Raw genomic sequence first — 19,382 nt, forward strand, 5'->3', positions numbered from 1 at the left:
CTCCGGTCACCGCGCGTCGGCGCGGGCGTGCCACGAGCGCCAGAGCGCCGCGTACGCCCCGCCGGCCGCCACCAGGTCGTCGTGGCTACCGATCTCGGTGATCCGGCCGTCCGCCAGGACGGCCACCCGGTCGGCGTCGTGCGCGGTGTTCAGCCGGTGCGCGATGGCGATGACCGTCCGTCCGACGAGCACCGCCGCGAGGGCCCGCTCGGTCCGCCGGGCGGTGCTCGGGTCGAGGGCCGCGGTCGCCTCGTCCAGGATCAGCGTGTGCGGGTCGGCGAGCACCAACCGGGCCAGCGCCACCTGCTGGGCCTCGGCCGCGCCGAGCTGCCGGGCGCCGTCGCCGAGCGCCGTGTCCAGACCGTCGGGCAGCGCGTCGAACCAGTCGGCGCCCACCATGGCGAGCGCGGCGCGCATCTGGTCGTCGGTGGCGTCCGGGGCGGCGAACGCGAGGTTGTCGCGGACCGAGCCGATGAAGACGTGGTGTTCCTGGGTGACCAGGGCGATCCGCCGTCGCCGTTCGGCCGGGTCCAGGTCGGTGACCGGGCAACCGCCGATGCTGACGACGCCCTGCCGGGGCGCGTCGATCCCGGCGAGCAGCCGGGCCAGCGTGGACTTGCCCGCGCCCGACGGGCCGACGATCGCCAACCGTTCGCCGGGCCGCACCTCCAGGTCGATGCCGTGCAGCACGTCGGGGCCGTCGGCGTACGAGAACCGCGCCTCGGCCACGACGAGCCGCTCGCCCCGTGACGTGGCCGTGCCGCCTGGCGACTCGGGTGGGACCAGCCCGACCCCGAGCACCCGGGCGTACGACGCGAACCCACGTTGCGCCTGCTCGGTCCACTGCAACAGGCGGTCCATCGGGTCGATGGCCTGTTGCAGGTAGAGCGCGGCGGCGACCACCGACCCGAGGGACACCAGGTCGGCGGAGAGCAGATAGCCGCCGACCAGGAGCACCAGGGCGATCGGCAGGGGATAGCTGGCCTCGACCACCGAGAAGAACACGGTACGCAGCGCGAGTGTCGCCCGGCGGGCCTGCCACAGCCGGGCGACGCGGGTGGTGCCGTACCGGACGCGGTCGTCGGCCAACCGCAGCGCCTCGACCGTGCGGGCGCCCTCGGCGGTGGTCGTCAACGCCTCGGTCAGCTCGGCCGCCTCCGCGCCCTCGGTGAGGTACGCGGAGCTGGCCCGCCGTAGGTACCACCGGGTCGCCGCCACGATCGACGGCAGACCGGCCAGCGCCGCGAGCCCGAGCAGCGGGTGCAGCAGGAACACCGCGCCGAACAGCAACGTCAACTGCACCGAGGCGATGACGATGGTGGGCGCCACGTCCCGGACCGTGGTGCCGACGGTCGCCACGTCCACCGAGCTGCGGGTCGCCAGATCCCCCGCGCCGGCCCGCTCCACGACCGACACGGGCAGGGCGAGCGTCCGGTCGACGAACTGTTCGCGCAGTTCGGCGACGGCGCGTTCGCCGAAGCGGTGACCGGCGTACTGGGCGTACCGGGCGAGTAGCGCGCTCACCACGACGCAGCCGGCGATCGCCAGGGCCAGCCGGTCGACCGTCGCCACGCCCGCGCCGGCCGTGACCCGGTCGACGATGGTGCCCAGCAGCCACGGCGGGGCGAGCCCGGCGAGCGCGGCGGCGCTGTGCAGGGCCAGCACGACGCCGACCGCCCGACGATGTCTGCTGATCATGTCTCGCAGGGCGCGGCGTACGGTGCCGCGATCCGCGACCGGCAGGCGGCTCACCGGTGCGCCTCCTCGGCGTCGGAGTGCTGCTCGTCGTCGCTGCCCCGGGCCACCAGGTGCCGGTAACCGGGGACGTATTCGAGCAGGCCGTCGTGGGTGCCGGTGGCGGTGATCCGACCCGCGCTCAGGTGCGCGACCTCGTCGGCGCGGCCGAGCAGCAGGGGCGAGGTGGCGAGCACAACCGTGGTCAGCCCGGCCCGCGCGGTCCGTAGCCGCTCGGCGATCCGGGCCTCGGTGTGCGCGTCCACGGCCGAGGTGGGATCGACGAGAATCAGCACCTCCGGCTCGGCGAGCAGCGCCCGGGCCAGCCGTACCCGTTGGCGTTGACCGCCGGACAGCGTCCGGGCCCGGGCGTCCAGCGGGGTGTCCAGCCCGGCCGGCAGGGCGTCGACGATGTCGTCGGCCGACGAGGTCCGCAGGGCGGCGCGGATCTCGTCGTCGTCGGCCCCGGGACTCAGCACGTCGCGCAGCGTGCCGGCGAAGAGGTACGAGTCGTGGTCGGCGACCAGGATCCGGGCCCGGACCTCGTCCAGGGCGACTGCGGTCAGCGGCACGCCGCCCCAGGTGACGTCGCTGGTGACGTACCGGCCGAGCCGGTCGGCCAGCGCCACGGCGTCGGCCGGGTCGTCGGCGGCCACCGCGGTCAGCCGGCCGGCGCGTACCCTGAGCCCGGTCGACGGGTCGTGCAGGTTGGCCGGGCCGGTCGGCGCGGGGACGGCGTGCGGGTCGCGGGCGCCGGGGACACCGGCCGGCCACCGGCGGCCCGGCCCACCGACGTCGTCCGGGGCGAGCCGGAGCAGGCCGGCGATCCGCCGGGCGGCGACCCGACCCCGGATGAGCTGGTGACTGCCCTCCAACAGGAACCAGACCGGCACGATCAGCGTCGCCACGTAGCCGTAGACGGCGACGAGCTCGCCGACCGTGACGTCGCCGGTGACGGCCATCCGCGCGGCCAGCCACACCACCGCCGCCAGGAAGAGGCTGGGGATGGCGACCGTCGCCGCGTCGATCCAACTGATCACCGCTCCGACGCGGTAGCCCTCGGCCCGCAGGGCCTGCGATCGGGCCGCGTACCGGCGGGCGAAGAGGTCCCGGCCACCCACCCCGGCGAGCACCCGGAGCCCGGCCACGATGTCGCCGGACCGGGCGGTCAGCGCGCCCTGCTGCCCGCGGTAGACCGACTCCACCCGTTCGAGCCGGCGCAGCAGCGGCCCGACGACGAGCCCGACCGCCGGCATGCCCACCAGCACACAGAGCGCCAGCACCGGGGAGATCGACCAGAGCACCACGGCGATGACCGCGTACGCGACGACCGCCCCGACCCCGGGACCGGTCAGCGTCAGCACCTGCGCCGTCCACTCGATGTCGGACCCGCCGACGGTGGCCACCTCACCGGCGGCGGAGCGGCGTGGCAGCGCCGCGCCGACCCGGGACAGGTGACGCAGCAGCACCTCGGCGGAGCGGGCCTTGGCGTCCTCGCGGATGAAGGTCATCGTGCGGTGCCGCATGATGCCCAGGTACGACAACCCCACTCCCGCCACGACGATCGCCGCGACCCACAGGATCAGGGCACGGGAGTCGCGGCCGCGCAGCCCGTCGTCGACGGCCCGGGCGATGAGGTAGGGCCGGACCGACAACCCGACCATCCAGGCCGTGCCGAGCAGGCTGCCGCGCAAAACCCGGCCGGGCTGGCGACGCACCAGCCACCACAGGTACCGCATCGGACCACGGGTGTCGGGGGTGCCAGGGTCGGGGTGCGGGATCTGGACGGGCACCCGGTAACGCTACCGAGCGGTGGGCCGACCCACCGACCCGTTTTCCTGTCGGAGGGGGAAGGCAGAATCACATTCGTGCTGGTGGCGGTGGTGGCAGATGAGCAGGGCGGGGGAGAGCTGTGCCCGCTCGACGCCGCCGGCCGCCCCGCCGGCCCGACCGAGTCCGTCACCGACCTCGCGTCTGCGGTGGCCGCCCGGGAGGCGGTCTCGCGCCCGCGCTGGGTCTGGGCGAGCGCGGGCACGATCTACCCGGCGCTGCTGCGGGCCGGGGTGCGGGTCGAGCGGTGCCACGACGTGGAGTTGACCGAGGCGTTGCTGCTCGGGCACGCCGGCCGGTGGGGCGAGCCCCGCGCGCTGGCCGCCGCCTGGGCCCGCCTGACCGGCGGGCCGGTGCCGGCCGACCCACCGCCGCGTGCCGCCGCGCCGCCCGGGCACGGCCAGGGCGCGCTCTTCGACACGCTGGCGGGCCCGCCGGGCCCGGGCCTCGAGGCACTGACCCAGGTGTACGCCGATCAGCTCGCCCGGGCCTTGCGGACCGAGCACCCCGGCCGGTTCCGGTTGCTGGTGGCCGCCGAGTCGGCTGGCGCCCTGATCGCTGCCGAGATGGGTGCCGCCGGGCTGCCCTGGCGTGCCGACGTGCACGACGAGATCCTCGCCGAGCTGCTGGGTGAGCCGTCCCCGGTCGGCGGGCCGCCGCGCCGGTTGGCCGAGTTGGCGGCCCGGATCGCCGACGCGTTCGGCGTCCGGCGGCTGCACGCCGACTCCCCGGCCGAGTTGCTCAAGGCGTTTGCCCGGGCCGGCGTGGACTTACCCAACACCCGGGCCTGGGTGTTGCGCGGCGTCGACCACCCGGCGGTGCCGTTGGTCCTGGAATACAAGGAGCTGTACCGGATCTGGACGGCGCACGGCTGGTCCTGGCGTGAGCAGTGGGTGCGCGACGGGCGGTTCCAGCCGGAGTACGTGCCGGGCGGGGTCGTCTCCGGCCGCTGGGCGACCCGTGGCGGTGGCGCGTTGCAGATCCCCAAGGTGATCCGGCGGGCGGTGGTGGCCGACCCGGGCTGGCGGCTCGTGGTGGCCGACGCCGGCCAGTTGGAGCCCCGCGTCCTGGCCGCGGTCTCCGGGGACGCGCGGTTGGCGGCGGCGGGTGGGGCCGGCGACCTCTATGCCGCCCTGGCGCGGGAGTCGTTCGGTGGTGACCGTCCCCGGGCCAAGGTGGCGTTGCTGGGCGCCATGTACGGGCAGACCGGCGGGGCGGCGGTGCCCGCGCTGGCGGTGTTGAAGAGCAGTTACCCGACGGCGTTCGGCTACGTGGAGGCGGCGGCGCGTACCGGCGAGGCGGGCGGCCTCGTGCGGTCCTGGCTGGGTCGGACGTGCCCGCCGGGTGGCGTCGGGCCCGCCGACCCGGACGAGGGGCCGATCGACCCGGACGCCGCCGCCGACCGGCAGAGCCCGCGTGCGCGTGCCGCGCGGTCCCGGGGACGGTTCACCCGCAACTTCGTCATCCAGGCGACCGCCGCGGAGTGGGCCTCGACGCTGCTGGCCACCCTGCGCGCCGAGTTGGCCGGCGCCGACGCCGAACTGGTCTTCTTCCAGCACGACGAGGTCATCGTGCACGCGCCCGCCGAGCAGGCCGAGACGGTGGCGGCCGCGGTGAGCCGGGCGGGCGAGCGGGCCACCGCGCTGCTCTTCGGCGAGACTCCGGTGCGCTTCCCGCTCGATCTGTCCATCGTCGACTGCTACGCCGACGCCGCCTGACCGGCCTGGCCGCCGGGTTCGGTAGCCGTCCGTTGCGTAACGGTTGCACTATTTTCCCTTTTCGCCCCGCCACCCGTGCGCGGCTCTCCTCGTTGCAGTGTCCGTAGGAGGGGCCGGCCGGTCACGGTCGGTCCCGTGCTTGAGGGGGCCCAGCTGAACCGGATCGCAGGAATGATCATCGCCGCAGGTGGTGGACGCCGTATCGGCGGTCCCGAGGCGCTGCTGCACCAGGGCGAGAAGCCACTGGTCAACCAGATGATCGACACGATGACCGAGGCAGGCTGCGAGCAGATCGTGATCGTGCTGGGCGCCGCGGCCGACCAGGTCCGGGAGACCGCCGACCTGGGCAAGGCCACCGTGGTGGTCAACAAGGCGTGGGGCACCGGGGTCGGCTCGTCCATTCGCGCCGGTCTGGCCGCGATGGACGACGCGGGCATCGAGGCGGTGGTGGTGGTGCCGGTCGACATGCCGGGCCTGACCGCGGCGGCCGTACGCCGGGTGGCCGCGCTGCCGTACCCGGACGTGCTGGTGTGCGCCACCTACGACGGGCTGCGCGGCTACCCGATGCTGTTCGGCCGCCGACACTGGTCCGGCATCGCCACCCTGGCCAGCGCCGACGTGGGCGCGCGGCCGTACCTGCTGGCGCACAAGGACCAGATCGTCGACATCGCCTGCGACTCGGTGGCCGACGGCAGCCGGGTCGACAGCCCGGAGTTGATGGAGCTCTACGGCCTCACCGTCCCGCCGCAGCGCGTCGGCGTGTAGTCGCACGCCTGACATCGGCGGGGGCAGCACCCACCTGTCGCCCCTTTGCTCTGCTTCAACCCGCGCAACACCGTGCGTCCGTTATCCGGACACCAGGTGTTGCCTCCGCTGAAGCAGAGCAAAGGGGCCGAACACCCTTGCTGCCGGTCGGTGGAGCCGGGCCGACTACTCCGAGGGCGGATCCAACTGGCCGGTGGTGGCGAGGCGTCGGTACCAGTGCGCGCTGTCCTTCCAGGTGCGCTCCTGGGTGTCGTAGTCGACCCGGATGATCCCGAAGCGGCGGTCGTAGCCGTAACCCCACTCGAAGTTGTCCAGCAACGACCAGACGAAGTAGCCGCGTACGTCGGCGCCCTGGGCACGGGCCTCGGCCATCGCGCCGATGTGCCGACGCAGGTAGTCGATCCGCCGGTCGTCGTGGATCCGGCCGTCGGCCGACACCACATCGTCGAACGCCGCGCCGTTCTCGGTGATCATCATGGGCTGGCCGGGATGTTCGCGCTGGAGCCGCAGCAGCAGCTCGGTCAGCGCCGGCGGGTCGATGTTCCACCCCATCGCCGTGTACGGACCGGGCTGCGGCAGGAAGTCGACGTCGTCCGCGCCCACCCACGGCGAGTGCGCCGACGCGCCGTGACCGTCGGCGTCCGAGCGCGCCGAGTGCCCGTCCCAGGCGCGGACCAGGGTGCTGGAGTAGTAGTTGACGCCCAGCACGTCCAGCGGCACGGCGGCCACCTTCTCGTCGCCGTGGCGCACGAACGACCAGTCCGTGACAGCGGCCGTGTCGGCCAGCAGGTCGGCCGGGTACGCCCCGTTCAGCATCGGCCCGAGGAACGCCCGGTTGGCCAGCGCGTCGATGCGGCGGGCCGCGTCGACGTCCGCCGCCACGTCCGAGGCCGGGCGGATGACGTGCAGGTTCAGCGTCACCGACAGCTCGGCGGTCGGCGCCGTCTCCCGGACCACGCGACCGGCCAGGCCGTGCGCGAGGTTCAGGTGGTGTACGGCGGCCAGCGCCGCCGCCGGCTCGGTCCGACCCGGCGCGTGTACGCCGGAGCCGTAACCCAGGTACGCCGAGCACCACGGCTCGTTGAGCGTCGTCCAGGTGTGCACCCGGTCGCCGAGCGCGGCGACGATCCCCGCCGCGTACTCCTCGAAGCGCAGCGCCGTGTCCCGTACCGGCCACCCGCCGGCGTCCTCCAACTCCTGCGGCAGGTCCCAGTGGTACATGGTCGCCACCGGGCGGATGCCGCGCTCCAACAGGCCGTCGACCAGCCGGGAGTAGAAGTCCACGCCGGCCTGGTTGAGCCGGCCGGAGCCGCCCGGCTGCACCCGGGGCCAGGAGATCGAGAAGCGGTACGCCGCCAGGCCCAGCTCGGCGACGTGGTCGAGGTCCTGCGCCCAGCGGTGGTAGTGGTCGGCGGCCACGTCACCGGTGTCGCCGTTCAGCGTCCGCCCCGGGGTGTGGCTGTAGGTGTCCCAGATGGACGGGCCCCTGCCGTCCTCGCTGGCCGCGCCCTCGATCTGGTAGGCCGCCGTCGCCGAACCCCACAGGAAACTCTCCGGAAAGGCATGTGCCGTCACTGTCCTGCCACCTCCGTCCCGGCCACCACACAGTGGTACGCCGACGATTCACCCGCCACCAGTTCCGCCCTGGCCACGCCGTCGCGGAAACCTACCTCGAACTCCGCGCCGGCCCCCTCACCGGGCGACGGAATCCGTACCCGACGCCGCTGCCCCTCGGCCGGGGCGTAGAGGCACAGGCGGACACCGTCCGCCCAGTCGTAGTCGGGCCGGTCGGAGCGCGCGCCGAACGCGATGACCGCGCCCGGACGGGCGAGCACCGGCAGGCTGTCGAACTCGTGCTTCTCGGTCACCCAGGCCGGACCGGTGAGCTGGGCGCCGGTCAGCAGGTGCGTCCAGGTTCCGGCCGGGACGTAGAAGGTGACCTGACCGTCGGCGCTGAGCACCGGCGCGACCAGCAGGTCGGAGCCGAGCATGTACTGCCGGTCCAGGTGCGCGGCGGCCGGATCGTCCGGGAACTCCACGATCATCGGGCGCATCATGGGGATTCCGTCGCGGTGTGCCTCCTCGGCCGCTGCCGCCAGGTACGGCATCAGGCTGAGCTTGAGCCGGGTGAAGTGCCGCAGCACGTCGACGGCCTCCTCGTCGTACGCCCACGGCACGCGGTACGAGCCGGAACCGTGCAGCCGCGAGTGCGACGAGAGCAGACCGAAGGCGATCCACCGCTTGAACACGGCCGGGTCGGGGGTGCCCTCGAAGCCGCCGATGTCGTGGCTCCAGTAGCCGAAGCCGGACGCCGCCAGGGACAGCCCGCCGCGCAGCGACTCCGCCATCGCGACGAACGTCGCCTCGCAGTCCCCACCCCAGTGCACCGGGAACTGCTGCCCACCCGTCGTGGCGGAGCGGGCGAACACCACCGCCTCGCCCTCGCCGCGCTCGGCCTCCAGCAACTCGAAGACGGCCTTGTTGTAGAGGTAGGAGTAGTAGTTGTGCATCCGCTGCGGGTCGGAGCCGTCGTGCCACACCACGTCGGTGGGGATGCGCTCACCGAAGTCGGTCTTGAAGCAGTCGACGCCCATGTCCAGCAGGACCTTGAGCTTGCCGGTGAACCAGGCGACCGCGTCCGGGTTGGTGAAGTCGACGAGCGCCATGCCGGCCTGCCACTTGTCCCACTGCCAGACCGAGCCGTCCGGGTTGCGGACCAGGTAGCCGGCCCGGCGGCCCTCCTCGAAGAGGTACGAGCGCTGCGCGATGTACGGGTTGATCCAGACGCACACCTTCAGGTCGCGTTCGTGCAGGCGGCGCAGCATCCCCTCCGGATCGGGGAAGGTCGCCGGGTCCCAGACGAAGTCGACCCAGTGGAACTGGCGCATCCAGAAGCAGTCGAAGTGGAACACCGACAGCGGCAGGTCCCGCTCGACCATCCCGTCGACGAACTCGGTCACGGTCTTCTCGTCGTACGACGTGGTGAACGACGTGGAGAGCCACAGCCCGTACGACCAGGCGGGGACCCGGGCCGGTCGCCCGGTCAGCGCCGTGTACCGGCGCAGCACGTCCTTCGGGGTGGGCCCGTCGATGACGTAGTAGGTGAGCGACTGGCCCTCGACGCTGAACTGGTTCTGCGCCACGACCTCCGAGCCGACCTCGAACGACACGTGCTCCGGGTGGTCCACGAAGACCCCGTAGCCGGCGCTGCTCAGATAGAACGGCACGTTCTTGTACGCCTGCTCGCTGGCCGTGCCACCGTCGGCGTTCCAGATGTCGACAGTCTGGCCGTTCTTGACGAACGGGCCGAAGCGCTCGCCCAGCCCGTACACCGTCTCGCCGACGCCGAGGGCGAGCCGCTCGTGCACGTGCCGGCGGCCCCGGCCGTCGGTGACGATCCCGACGCTGCGCGCGGTGGACGCGGTGAGCAACCGGTCGCCGTGCCGGAACTGGACCCGCCAGCCGTCGACGAGCGCGACCCGCGCGGTCAGTTCGCCGCTGGTCAGCGACGCGGTGATGCCGGTGATGTCGACGGTGACCGGCTGGTCGTTGTCGGCGGTCAACTCGAAGTGCGGCTCGCGGGGGAGCCCGCCGCTGTGGTGACCGATGGTCACCCCGATGACGCCCGGCGCGGGGGAGAAGAACCGGACGGTGACGACGGGCCGGTTCAGGGTGTCGCCCCGACCGGTGATCTGACCGGCCGGCGCGAAGACGGTGAAGCCGCTCTGGTCCGGCTCGACCGATTCCACCGCGCCGGGGCGCAGCACGCTGACCCCCGGGCGCAGTTGCCAGTACCCGTCGGTGAACTTCACTTCTCGGCTCCTGCCGTGATGCCGCGCGCCAGAGTGCGCTGGAAGATGAGGAAGAAGAGGATGGCCGGCACCAGGCTGATCAGAGCGCCGGCGTTCGTCGTCGGGGCGTCCATCAGACGGTCGCCCTGCAACGAGGCGAGCGCGACCGGGATGGTCTGCGTCTGGTTGTCGATCAGCATGACCAGCGGGATGAGGAACTCGTTCCAGGTCCAGATGAAGAAGAAGATGAGGAGTACGGCCAGGGTGGGTCGCAGGTTGGGGAAGACCACCCGCCACAGCACCGTCCACTTGCCCGCGCCGTCCAGGGCGGCGGCCTCCAGCAGCGAGCGCGGGAAGGTGCCCAGGACCGAGGCCAGCAGGTACGTGCCGAAGGCGCTCTGGATCACGGTGAAGATGATGATCACCGCGAGCCGGGTGTTGTAGAGGCCGACCTCCTTCGCCACGTAGTACAGCGGGTAGATCAGCGCCTCCTGCGGCAGCATGTTGGCCAACAGGAACAGCCCGACGATCCACAGTCGGCCACGGACCCGACCGATGCCGAGGGCGTACGCGTTCAGCAGCGACACGAGGACGCCGAGCACCGCCACGGAACCGGCGATGAGCGCCGAGTTCCACAGCTTGAGCGGGAAGTCGACCTCGTTCCAGTACGTCCGCAGGCCCTTCGTGTAGAACTCGCTGGGCCAGCTCAGCGGCCCGGCCGACGAATAGTCACCGGGCGACTTGAACGCGTTGAGCAGCATGAACGCGAACGGCACCAGCATGACGAGCGCGCCGACGGTGACCAGGGCGAGCACGACCCAGCGGCTCACGCCGCGGTGGTGCCGGTCGCGGACCGGCCGGCGGACCGGCGTCGGGGCCGGGGTGAGAGTCACGGCCATGTCAGAACCCCCGGTCCCGGCGCTCGGTGCGCGCCTGCCACCAGATGAAGATCCCGGCCACCACGACGATGATCAGGGTGAGCACCGTGGAGATCGCCGAGCCGTAGCCGACCTGGAGCTTCTTGAAGAAGGTGTAGTAGGCGAAGTAGGACGGCACGTTCGTGGCGTTCTCCGGGCCACCCCGGGTGAGCGCGAAGATCGGCCCGAACACCTTCAACGCCGCGATGGTGCAGGTCAGGGCGACCACGAAGGTCTCCGGCCGGATCTGCGGCAGGGTGATCGCCCGGAACCGGTGCAGCCAGTTCGCGCCGTCGACCTCGGCCGCCTCGTACAGCTCCGGGTCCACCCGCTGCAACGCGGCCATGAACACGACCACCGGGTAGCCGATCTGCACCCAGATCATCACCGCCATCACGGCCGGCAGCGCCGTGTCCGGGTCGCCGAGCCAGTCGTGGCGCAGCGCGCCGAGGCCGACCGCGTCGAGCAGGCTGTTGAACGCGCCGTCCGGGCGCAGGATCCAGCCCCACACGATGCCGGCGACCACCACCGGCAGCACCTGCGGGAGGTAGAAGGCGGCCCGCAGGCCGGCGGCCGTACGCGGCTGGAACCGGCGGCCGATGACGTCGAAGAGCACCGAGGCGAGCAGCAGCCCCAGCAGGGTGGGCACCACCACCATCGCGACGATCATCGCCACGGTGTTGCGGAACGACGCCCAGAACACCTCGTCGTCCAGCAGCCGCTGGTAGTTGTCGAACCCGATGAAGGTGGGGTCGCCGATCCCGGACCACTTCGTCAGCGACAGGTAGCCGGTGCCGACCAGCGGCGCGCCGATGACCAGGAGGAAGAGCGCTGCCCCGGGGAGCAGGTAGAGCCAGTACGCCGCGTCACGGCCGCGAGGTCGGCGGCGGGGTGTCGGCGGGGTGGGCGTCGCCGTCGACGGTGTGACGGCGACGGTCTCGGAGACTGCCATGGGAGATCCTTCCCGGCGGTGCGGGCGGGCGCTCCGGTCGTGCCGGCCGCGCCCGCCGCTCGCCGTGTCACTTGCCGGTGATCTCCTTGACGCCATCGGCGTACGGCTTGGCGATCGTGTCGAGCACCTGGTCCGGGGACTTCGAACCGTTGATCAGCCCCTGGAAGCCGCCGACGAGCACGTCGTAGTAGCCGGGCACCGGCCAGTCCGGGTAGAAGGCCAGGCCGTCGGACTTGCTGACCGTGTTGAAGTCCTCGATCAGCTTGCGGTCCTTCGGGTCGCTGATCTTCGAGGCGTCGGCGGCGATCGGGACGCCACCGTTGTTGCCGATCAGGTCCTGGATCTCCGGACGCAGCGTGATGTCGATGAAGTCGTACGCCAGGCTCTTGGCCTTGCTGTTCGACGGCACCACCCAGATGTTGCCCGACGACCCGGCGTTGAGGGTGTTGCCGGGGAAGAGGAACGTGTCCCAGTTGGCCTTCATCTCGGTCTTGAACCGGCCGTACCACCAGCTACCGGAGACGATCATGGGGGTCTTGCCGGCGATGAACGCGGTGCCCATGTCCTCGGCCTTGAGGCTCGCCGAGTTCTTGGCGACGTAGCCCTTGCGCACCCACTCCGCGAACGTGTCCGCGCCGTACTTGAGCGGGTCGGCCTTGAAGTCGACCGGGTTCTTGTAGAGCTGGTAGTTGTCGACGAACTGCCGGTCGGCCTTGGAGAGCGCCAACTGGTAGAAGAGCTGCCCGGCCGGGTACTCCGCGCCGGCCATGCCCAGCGGGGTGATCTTCTTGCTGACGAAGGTGTCCATCGCGGCGGTCATCTCGGCCAGCGTGGTCGGCACCTTGACGCCGTTGCGGTCGAACAGGTCCTTGTTGTAGTAGACGGTGACGTACTCGCCGTAGTTCGGCACGCCGAACCAGTTGCCCGACCCCATCACGCCCTTGTCGCTGTACCGCGCGGTGGTCTGCAGGCTGGGGCTGAGCTTGCCGGCCCAGCCACGCTTGTCGGCCTCGGCGCTCAGATCGGTGAGCAGGCCCTGCGACGACAGCAGGCCGGCCGTCGCGTTGCCCTTGTTGTACTCCATGATGTCCGGGCCCTCGGACGAGTTGATGATCATGCCGGCGTTCTGCTGGATCTGCTCGAACGCCTTGCGCTCGAAACGCACCTCGACGCCCGGGTGCTCGGCCTTGAAGATCTCGATCGCCTTGTTCCAGCCGACCCCCATCGCGCTGTTCTCGCTCTCGTAGTGCCAGAGCTTGAGGGTCTTGGCCCCGCTGTCGTCCTCGCTCTCGCCGCCGCCGCAGGCGGCCACGGTGGTCGTCGCGGTCGCCGCCAGGGCGATCGCCGCGACGATCCGGCGAAATCGCTGCATTGCTATCCTCCTCGTTGAGTATCGAGCCCGGTATCTCACTGGGCCCGTCGTCGCGTTGCCGCGCGGCGGCGGGCCGTTTCTACTGGTCAGCCCCCATGGGGTTGCTCTGCTCGTGGTGCCGCGGTCGATCCCCGCACCTCCAGTGAGCACGGCAGCAGTTGCTGGTGGCGCTCGTCGCCGGGGCCGTCCAGATGGCGTACCAACGCCTCGATCGCGATCCGGCCCAGGGCCGACCCGGGCGAGGTCATCGCGGTCAACGCCGGGGTGGCCAACTCGGCGACCTGCGGCGAGGTGACCATCGAGACCACCGACACGTCGTCGGGCACCGACAGTCCGCGCCCGGTCAGCTCACCGAGGATGCCGAAGAGCGCCGTCTCGTTCATCGCCAGCAGGGCGGTCAGCTCCGGGGCCCGGGCGAGCGCGGCGGCCAGAGCCGCCCGCCCACCGGCGGCGCTGTCCTCGGCCGGGATCATGATCGGTTCCAGGCCGTGGCCGGTCATGGCCGTGACAAACGCGTCCCGGGTACGCAACGCCGGGCCGTAACCGCTGGCCAGCGTCGCCGCCGAGTGGTTGACGTAGACGATCCGGCGGTGCCCCAGCCCGACCAGGTGCGCGACGGCCTCCCGCACGGTCTGGTCGAAGTCGATGTCGACGAAGGACAGCCCGGTGGCGTCGCCGGTACGCCCGATCAGCACCAGCGGCACCCCCGCCTCCTGGAGCACGGTGACCCGCTCGTCGGCGAGCTGCACCTCCATCAGCACCACGCCGTCGAGCATCCGCTGGGTTGCGAGCCGGCGCAGGTCGTCGAGGTCGCCCCCGCCGACCGGCGAGAGCACGAGGTGGTAGCCGACCGCGCTGGCCGCGGCGGCGGCGCCGGTGACGAAAGCGGTCTCGGTCGCGCCCAGACCACGCTCGTCCATCGGCATCAGCAGACCCAGGATGCGGCTGCGCCGGCTGGCCAACCCCCGGGCCATGGCGTTGGGCTGGTAGTCCAGCTCGGCCATCGCCGCGAGCACCTTGGCGCGGGTGGCCTGGGAGATCGGCCGGGCGCCGGTGAGCACGTACGACACGGTGCTCACCGAGACCTGCGCAAGGCGGGCGACGTCGTGCATCGTGGCCACCAAGCACCTCCTCCGGCCTGGAGTGGAACCGCTCCCGGATGATCGTCGAAGCGTTTCGACGAAACGTTTCGACAGACGCTAGGTCACGTGTTACGGCACCGTCAATAGCCGATGTCGAAAAGAAGTCAGGCGAGCTGGCACCCGCGATCCGCAGATGCCGCCAGGGCGTGCCCGCGCTGTCCTGAGCGCGTGCCTGGGCGTGCCTCGGCGTGCTCGCGGCAGCAACTTCACCGATGTTGCTGTTTCCGGCGTGGCGGATGCAGCACCTTCCCCGATGTTGTGCGGATCTTGGGCGCGGGGCGCGGGGCGCGGGGCGCGGGGCACGGGGCAGGGGGCACGGGGCGCGCCGATCTTGCACCTTCTGCGCCGACAAATTGCGCAAACATCAACACTTCGTCAACCGCAAGTGCAAGATCGGCGTGAGTGGTCGGGTCCTTCCCGGCCCTCCGGGCCGGCATGATCGCGCTCGATCCAGGATCTAGTGCTCTCGGAGCGACGGGGAGGCCACTGGATCCTGGATCAAGCACGATCTTGACGTCGGCGACGTCCCTCATCGCGTCGATCTTGCACTTTCTGCGGCGACATAGGTCGCGAAACGGGGCGGATCGGCATCCGAAAGTGCAAGATCGACGCGGCCGGGCCGGGCGGGGCCGGGGCGGGGCGGGGCCGGGCCGGGGCGGCCGGGGCGGGGCGGCGGAGGGGGCTATACGTCTATGTTGAGGCGTTGTAGGACTGAGGGCGCGATCAGGCCCGCGGTGGCGAGGACCACGACCACGGTCAGCACGGCGCGCAGGACGACGACCTCGGTCTTGCTGCCGGTGCGCAGCGCGATGCTGTTCGGGAGGCCGATCATCGTCCACATGCGGCGGCGGATCGGTATCGGCCAGAGGATCGGCACCCCGGCCCTGGTGATCATGTCGCCGAGGATGTGCACGAGGCAGCCCACCCCGACGGCCGTGCCGATCAGCGGATAACCCCGTCCGCCCGGAAGGTTGGCGAAGGTGAACCAGGCCGCTCCGGCCGACGCGAGCGTCACGATCACCCAGCCGGCCCGTTCGGCCCACTCGTCGAAGAGCCCGCGCAGGGCCAGGCCGAACATGAAGAACAGGATCGTGATCACCGCCCACTTGCCGTACGCGGCGCAGAGCGCGGTGGTGCCCCAGCCGACCAGCAGCGTGAACGGGAGCGTGTGGGTGAGCGTCCGGTGCCCGTTGTTGCGACGCGGGTCCTTGCTGAGCTTCGTCGCGTAGTAGACGCCGAGTGAGATTTTCTCCATCACCTCGGCCACGAAGAGCGAGAAGACCCCGAACGTGCGGGCGACGGTGGCGCCACCCTGGTTGCGGGTCACCTTGCCGGACAGGTCGAGGTCGGGAAAGAGCGCCCCACCCGCGCACACCGCCGTGCCCACCGCCAGCGCCAGAGGCGACTGGTGGTAGTCGGCGAACTGGTCCAGCGCCCAGGACCCGGCCAGCCATACCGCCGCGCCGGACAGCGCGTGCGACGGTCCCATCATCTTCGGCTCACCCTCCCCAGGGATCTTGAGCGCCAAAACTACGCCACTGTAGCCAGCACCGGTGTCGCAGGGGCGTCAGTTGAGGTGTCCACAGCGGACAGTGTCAGAGGGTGGGCGTGAAGCTCTGCCGGATCATCACGAAGTATGCCGCGTTGACCTGCCAGTCGAACTCCTTTGTCAACCACGAGACGGTGTAGGCGTGTCCGGCCGAGGTGTTGGCGAGCAGCCGGATGCTGTGCACCCGTTCGCCGGCGGCGTTCTCCCAACTGCACTCCCAGAGCGCCCCGCCGTCGAAGACGTCCAGTGCGGAGATGTCCACCTTGCGGTAGCCGGGGAGCGCGTCGGCGGTGACGAGCCGCTCCTCCTCGGCGTCGAGGTGCGCCACCGGATCGGTGCGCAGCGGTCCCGCCTCGACGCTGAGCACGCGCGCCCCGCTGGGCTCCCGGAAGCAGGTCACCGCCCCTTCGGTCCAGCGTGCCCAGCCCACCGGGGCCGCGATGCGGAAGCCGGTCGGATCGGTGTGCCAGGTCCAGCCGTCCCGTAGCCCGTACCGCGCGTCCTTCGGTGGTGGGGTCGAGGGCACCGGCGTGGCCGTCGGTGGCGGGGGCGTGGCGCAGGCGAACGCGGCCGGTCGGGTGGCGGTCGCGCCGCCGCCGGAGCCGGACGGTGGCGTGCGGTCGTCCGGGCGGTGCAGCAGCGCCGCCGTGACGCCCCCGGTGACGAGCAGGGCCACCGCGGTCGCTGCGCCGCTCCATGCGATGACCCGTCCGCGTCGGCCCACGGCGCGGTCCGCCGGGCGGTGGGCCGACGTCGCCGCGTCCGGCGCGGGATCGGGAGCGCGGACCGGGGCGGACGCGGCCGCCCGGGCCGCGCCGCGGACCGCCGCGACCGCCGTGGACCGCGGCGAGGGCTGGTCGTGGTCGGCCGCCGCTGCCGCCGCGCGCAGCAGCGGCTCGGCCTCGGCGGCGGTCAAGCGCCGCCAGGGATCGCGCTGCAACAGGCCGCTGATCACCGGACGCAGGGGGCCGGCCCGGCGCATCGGATCCGGCGGCTCGGTGGCCAGCGCGCTGAGCGTCGCCATCGCGCTGGACCGGGCGTACGGGGACTGCCCCTCGACCGTCGCGTAGAGCGTCGCGCCCAGCGACCACAGGTCGGTACGCGGGTCCGACACGCCGTCGCGCGCCCGCTCCGGTGCGACGAACTGCGGAGAGCCGAGCACCAGGCCCGGGCCGGTCATCGCCCCGTCGCCACCGTCGAACGTGGCCAGGCCGAAGTCGGTGAGCACCACCCGCCCGTCGTCGGCGACCAGCACGTTGTGCGGCTTCACGTCGCGGTGCAGGACACCGGCGGTGTGCGCGGCCCGCAGCGCGGCGAGCACCGCAAGCCCGATCTGGGCGGTGCGGGTGGGGTTGAGCGGACCCTCGGCGTTGATGATCTGCTGCACCGACCGGGATGCCACGTACTCCATCACGATCCACGGGTTCTCGCCGTCGTGCACCACGTCGTACAGCCGGACGACGTTGGGGTGGTTGAGCCGTGCGGCGGTGCGCGCCTCGCGTAGCGTGCGCAGCCGTAGCTCCGCCCGCTCGGCCTCGGCCAGCCAGGCCGGCGGCACGACCTCCTTCACCGCCACGTCCCGGTGCAGCATCTCGTCGCGGGCCAGCCACACCCGGCCCATCCCGCCGGTGCCGACCAGGTCGAGCAGCCGGTACCGACCCGCGATCAGCAACTGCTGCACGGTCGCTCCCCCTCGGTCACCCTGAGTTACACGATAGCCACCGTCGCCGTTTTTCTCATCCGCTGAGCGGCCTCGATCCACGCCGGACGGGGGGCCGGGCAGGGCCATACGGCGCAGGTCAGCGGGGTGGTCGGAAACTCTTTCGCACAGTGGCCCAGTCCCCGTCGGCGGTGTTCCAGTCGCGGTCGTCGGTGATCCAACCCAGTGTCCAGCGCGACTCACCCACAATCTGCTGCCGGGCGTGGATCCGCGGGCCGTCCGGGGCGTCCCACCGACACTCCCACTCCGCGCCGGTGTCGCCGGTGGCGAGCCGGATCTCGTCGTAGCCGGGCAGCGCACCGGCCCGAGCGGCCTCGTCGCGGGCCGCGCGTAGTCGGGTCATCGGGTCGGCCGCGCCGCCCTCGGCGACGCTCAACGCCCGGCCGGTGGCCGGGTCCTGGAAGCAGGCCACCGTGCCCTCCCGGGAGTAGTACCAGGTCGCCGGGACGGAGACCCGGAAACCGGTGGTGTCGGCATGCCACACCCATCCCGGTGGCGGCCGGAACCGCTCGCCGGCGGCGGGCGACCCGACCGTGACCGGCGCGCCGACGATGTCCGGGCGGACGCAGGGGAACGGCGGCGGGGGCACGTCGCGACCCCCGGGCGGCGGCCGACCCGGGCCGCCGCGGTGCGGGCCGCCCCGGTCGTCGCCGTACTCCCCGTCCGGCCCTCGACCGTCGTCCACCTGTCCGGCGGTCGGGGTGGTGGTCGGCCCGGCGGTGTCGGTCGGGGCGTCGCCGGCCACGGCCAGCGCGGTGCCCACCCCGGCGGCCGCCGCCACGAGCAGTGTCGTGATGACCAGAGCGGCCCGCCGGGCCGCTGGCCGGCGGGCCGCTCGCCCCGTCGTGCTGATGGCGGCGTCCGGCGGGTACGGGACGTCCGGTTCGACGCTCGGGCGATCATCGAGGGGAGCGTCTCCGGGTGGGTGGACGCCGGAGCCGATCGGGTCGGGCACGGGCTGCGGGGTGGTGGAGTGGGCGACTTCCCCGGAAGTGGACGAGATGCCGGTCGGGCCCGCGGCGGCGGCGAGCAGCCGGCGGGCCTCGTCGTGGTCGAGACGGTCGTGGGGGTCGCGGCGCAGCAGCCCGTCGAGCACCGGCGCGAGTGGACCGGCATGCGGGGCCGGGTCCGGTGGGCCGGCGGCCAGCGCGCTGAGGGTGGCCATCGCGTTGCTGCGGGCGTACGGGGAGCGGCCCTCCACAGCGGCGTGCAGGGTGGCGCCCAGCGACCACAGGTCGGCGGCCACCGTGGACACCCCCTCCGCGGCCCGCTCCGGGGCGACGTACTGCGGGGAGCCGAGCACCATCCCGGGGCGGGTCATCGCGCCGTCCCCGCCGTCGAAGGTGGCCAGTCCGAAGTCGGTGAGCATCACCCGGCCGTCGTGGGCGACGAGCACGTTCTGCGGCTTGATGTCGCGGTGCAGCACCCCGGCCGTGTGCGCGGCCTCCAGGGCGTCGAGCAGGGCCAGGCCGATGCGGGCGGCGCGGGCCGGCTCCAGGGGCCCTTCGGCTTCGAGGACGTCCTGCAGGGTGCGCGACGGGACGTACTCCATCACGATCCACGGACTGCCCTCGACCTGGACGACGTCGTAGAGCCGGACCACGGCGGGGTGGTTGAGCCGGGCCGCGGTGCGCGCCTCGCGCAGGGTGCGCGAGCGCAGCTCGGCCCGCTCGTGGTCGGCCAGCCAGTTCGGCGGTACGACCTCCTTGACCGCGACCTCGCGGTGCAGCATCTCGTCGCGGGCTCGCCAGACCCGACCCATGCCGCCGCGGCCCACCAGGTCCAGCAGCCGGTACCGACCGGCGATCAGCACCTGCGCACGCTCCTTCTCAGCCGCTGTCCGGTGTACACCCTAACCAGCGGATTGGAAGGTACCTATAGGTCGTCCGACC

The 19,382-nt window shown here is 72.3% G+C and carries 13 protein-coding genes; 2 read left to right on the forward strand and 11 right to left on the reverse strand.

What is annotated here, in order from left to right; genetic code table 11:
* Window positions 1-6: 6 nt before the first annotated feature.
* Window positions 7-1,698, reverse strand: a complete 1,692-nt coding sequence (locus ABZ272_RS27175) for an ABC transporter ATP-binding protein (protein ID WP_355052785.1) — start codon at window positions 1,696-1,698, stop codon at window positions 7-9.
* Window positions 1,699-1,748: 50 nt separating this feature from the next.
* The gene (locus tag ABZ272_RS27180) at window positions 1,749-3,473 is read right to left on the reverse strand and encodes an ABC transporter ATP-binding protein (protein ID WP_355052786.1); all 1,725 of its coding nucleotides are present in this window, start codon (window positions 3,471-3,473) and stop codon (window positions 1,749-1,751) included.
* Window positions 3,474-3,572: 99 nt separating this feature from the next.
* On the opposite strand from ABZ272_RS27180, the gene ABZ272_RS27185 reads away from it, so the two are divergent.
* The gene (locus ABZ272_RS27185; RefSeq protein WP_355052787.1) at window positions 3,573-5,282 is read left to right on the forward strand and encodes a bifunctional 3'-5' exonuclease/DNA polymerase; all 1,710 of its coding nucleotides are present in this window, start codon (window positions 3,573-3,575) and stop codon (window positions 5,280-5,282) included.
* Window positions 5,283-5,453: 171 nt separating this feature from the next.
* The gene (locus tag ABZ272_RS27190) at window positions 5,454-6,047 is read left to right on the forward strand and encodes an NTP transferase domain-containing protein (protein ID WP_355052788.1); all 594 of its coding nucleotides are present in this window, start codon (window positions 5,454-5,456) and stop codon (window positions 6,045-6,047) included.
* Between the two features lie 165 nt (window positions 6,048-6,212).
* Here ABZ272_RS27190 and ABZ272_RS27195 read toward each other — a convergent pair whose 3' ends face one another.
* The 9 genes from ABZ272_RS27195 to ABZ272_RS27235 form a co-directional block, all read right to left on the reverse strand.
* Entirely contained in the window at window positions 6,213-7,622 is a 1,410-nt protein-coding gene (locus ABZ272_RS27195; RefSeq protein WP_355052758.1) for a GH1 family beta-glucosidase, read from the reverse strand.
* Window positions 7,619-9,859, reverse strand: a complete 2,241-nt coding sequence (gene yicI, locus ABZ272_RS27200; RefSeq protein ID WP_355052759.1) for an alpha-xylosidase — start codon at window positions 9,857-9,859, stop codon at window positions 7,619-7,621. The genes ABZ272_RS27195 and yicI overlap by 4 nt, the downstream gene beginning before the upstream one ends.
* On the reverse strand, window positions 9,856-10,737 hold the full coding sequence (locus ABZ272_RS27205) for a carbohydrate ABC transporter permease (RefSeq protein WP_355052760.1): 882 nt from the start codon (window positions 10,735-10,737) through the stop codon (window positions 9,856-9,858). Before ABZ272_RS27205 ends, yicI begins: the two co-directional genes overlap by 4 nt.
* Before the next feature lies 1 nt (window position 10,738).
* Window positions 10,739-11,707: a sugar ABC transporter permease gene (locus tag ABZ272_RS27210; protein WP_355052761.1), complete on the reverse strand. Its 969-nt coding sequence runs from the start codon at window positions 11,705-11,707 to the stop codon at window positions 10,739-10,741.
* Between the two features lie 67 nt (window positions 11,708-11,774).
* Window positions 11,775-13,079, reverse strand: a complete 1,305-nt coding sequence (locus tag ABZ272_RS27215; RefSeq protein WP_355052762.1) for an extracellular solute-binding protein — start codon at window positions 13,077-13,079, stop codon at window positions 11,775-11,777.
* A gap of 86 nt (window positions 13,080-13,165) precedes the next feature.
* Window positions 13,166-14,191, reverse strand: a complete 1,026-nt coding sequence (locus tag ABZ272_RS27220; RefSeq protein WP_355052789.1) for a LacI family DNA-binding transcriptional regulator — start codon at window positions 14,189-14,191, stop codon at window positions 13,166-13,168.
* Window positions 14,192-14,903: 712 nt separating this feature from the next.
* Window positions 14,904-15,713 carry a metal-dependent hydrolase gene (locus ABZ272_RS27225; protein WP_355052763.1) on the reverse strand — a complete coding sequence of 270 codons (810 nt, stop codon included), beginning with the start codon at window positions 15,711-15,713 and terminating at the stop codon, window positions 14,904-14,906.
* 103 nt (window positions 15,714-15,816) lie between these two features.
* Window positions 15,817-17,451, reverse strand: a complete 1,635-nt coding sequence (locus ABZ272_RS27230; RefSeq protein ID WP_355052764.1) for a serine/threonine-protein kinase — start codon at window positions 17,449-17,451, stop codon at window positions 15,817-15,819.
* A 118-nt stretch (window positions 17,452-17,569) separates the two neighbouring features.
* Entirely contained in the window at window positions 17,570-19,303 is a 1,734-nt protein-coding gene (locus tag ABZ272_RS27235; protein ID WP_355052765.1) for a serine/threonine-protein kinase, read from the reverse strand.
* Between the last annotated feature and the right edge of the window lie 79 nt (window positions 19,304-19,382).

This window comes from Micromonospora sp. NPDC005979 (genome assembly GCF_040614415.1).
Lineage (GTDB): Bacteria > Actinomycetota > Actinomycetes > Mycobacteriales > Micromonosporaceae > Micromonospora.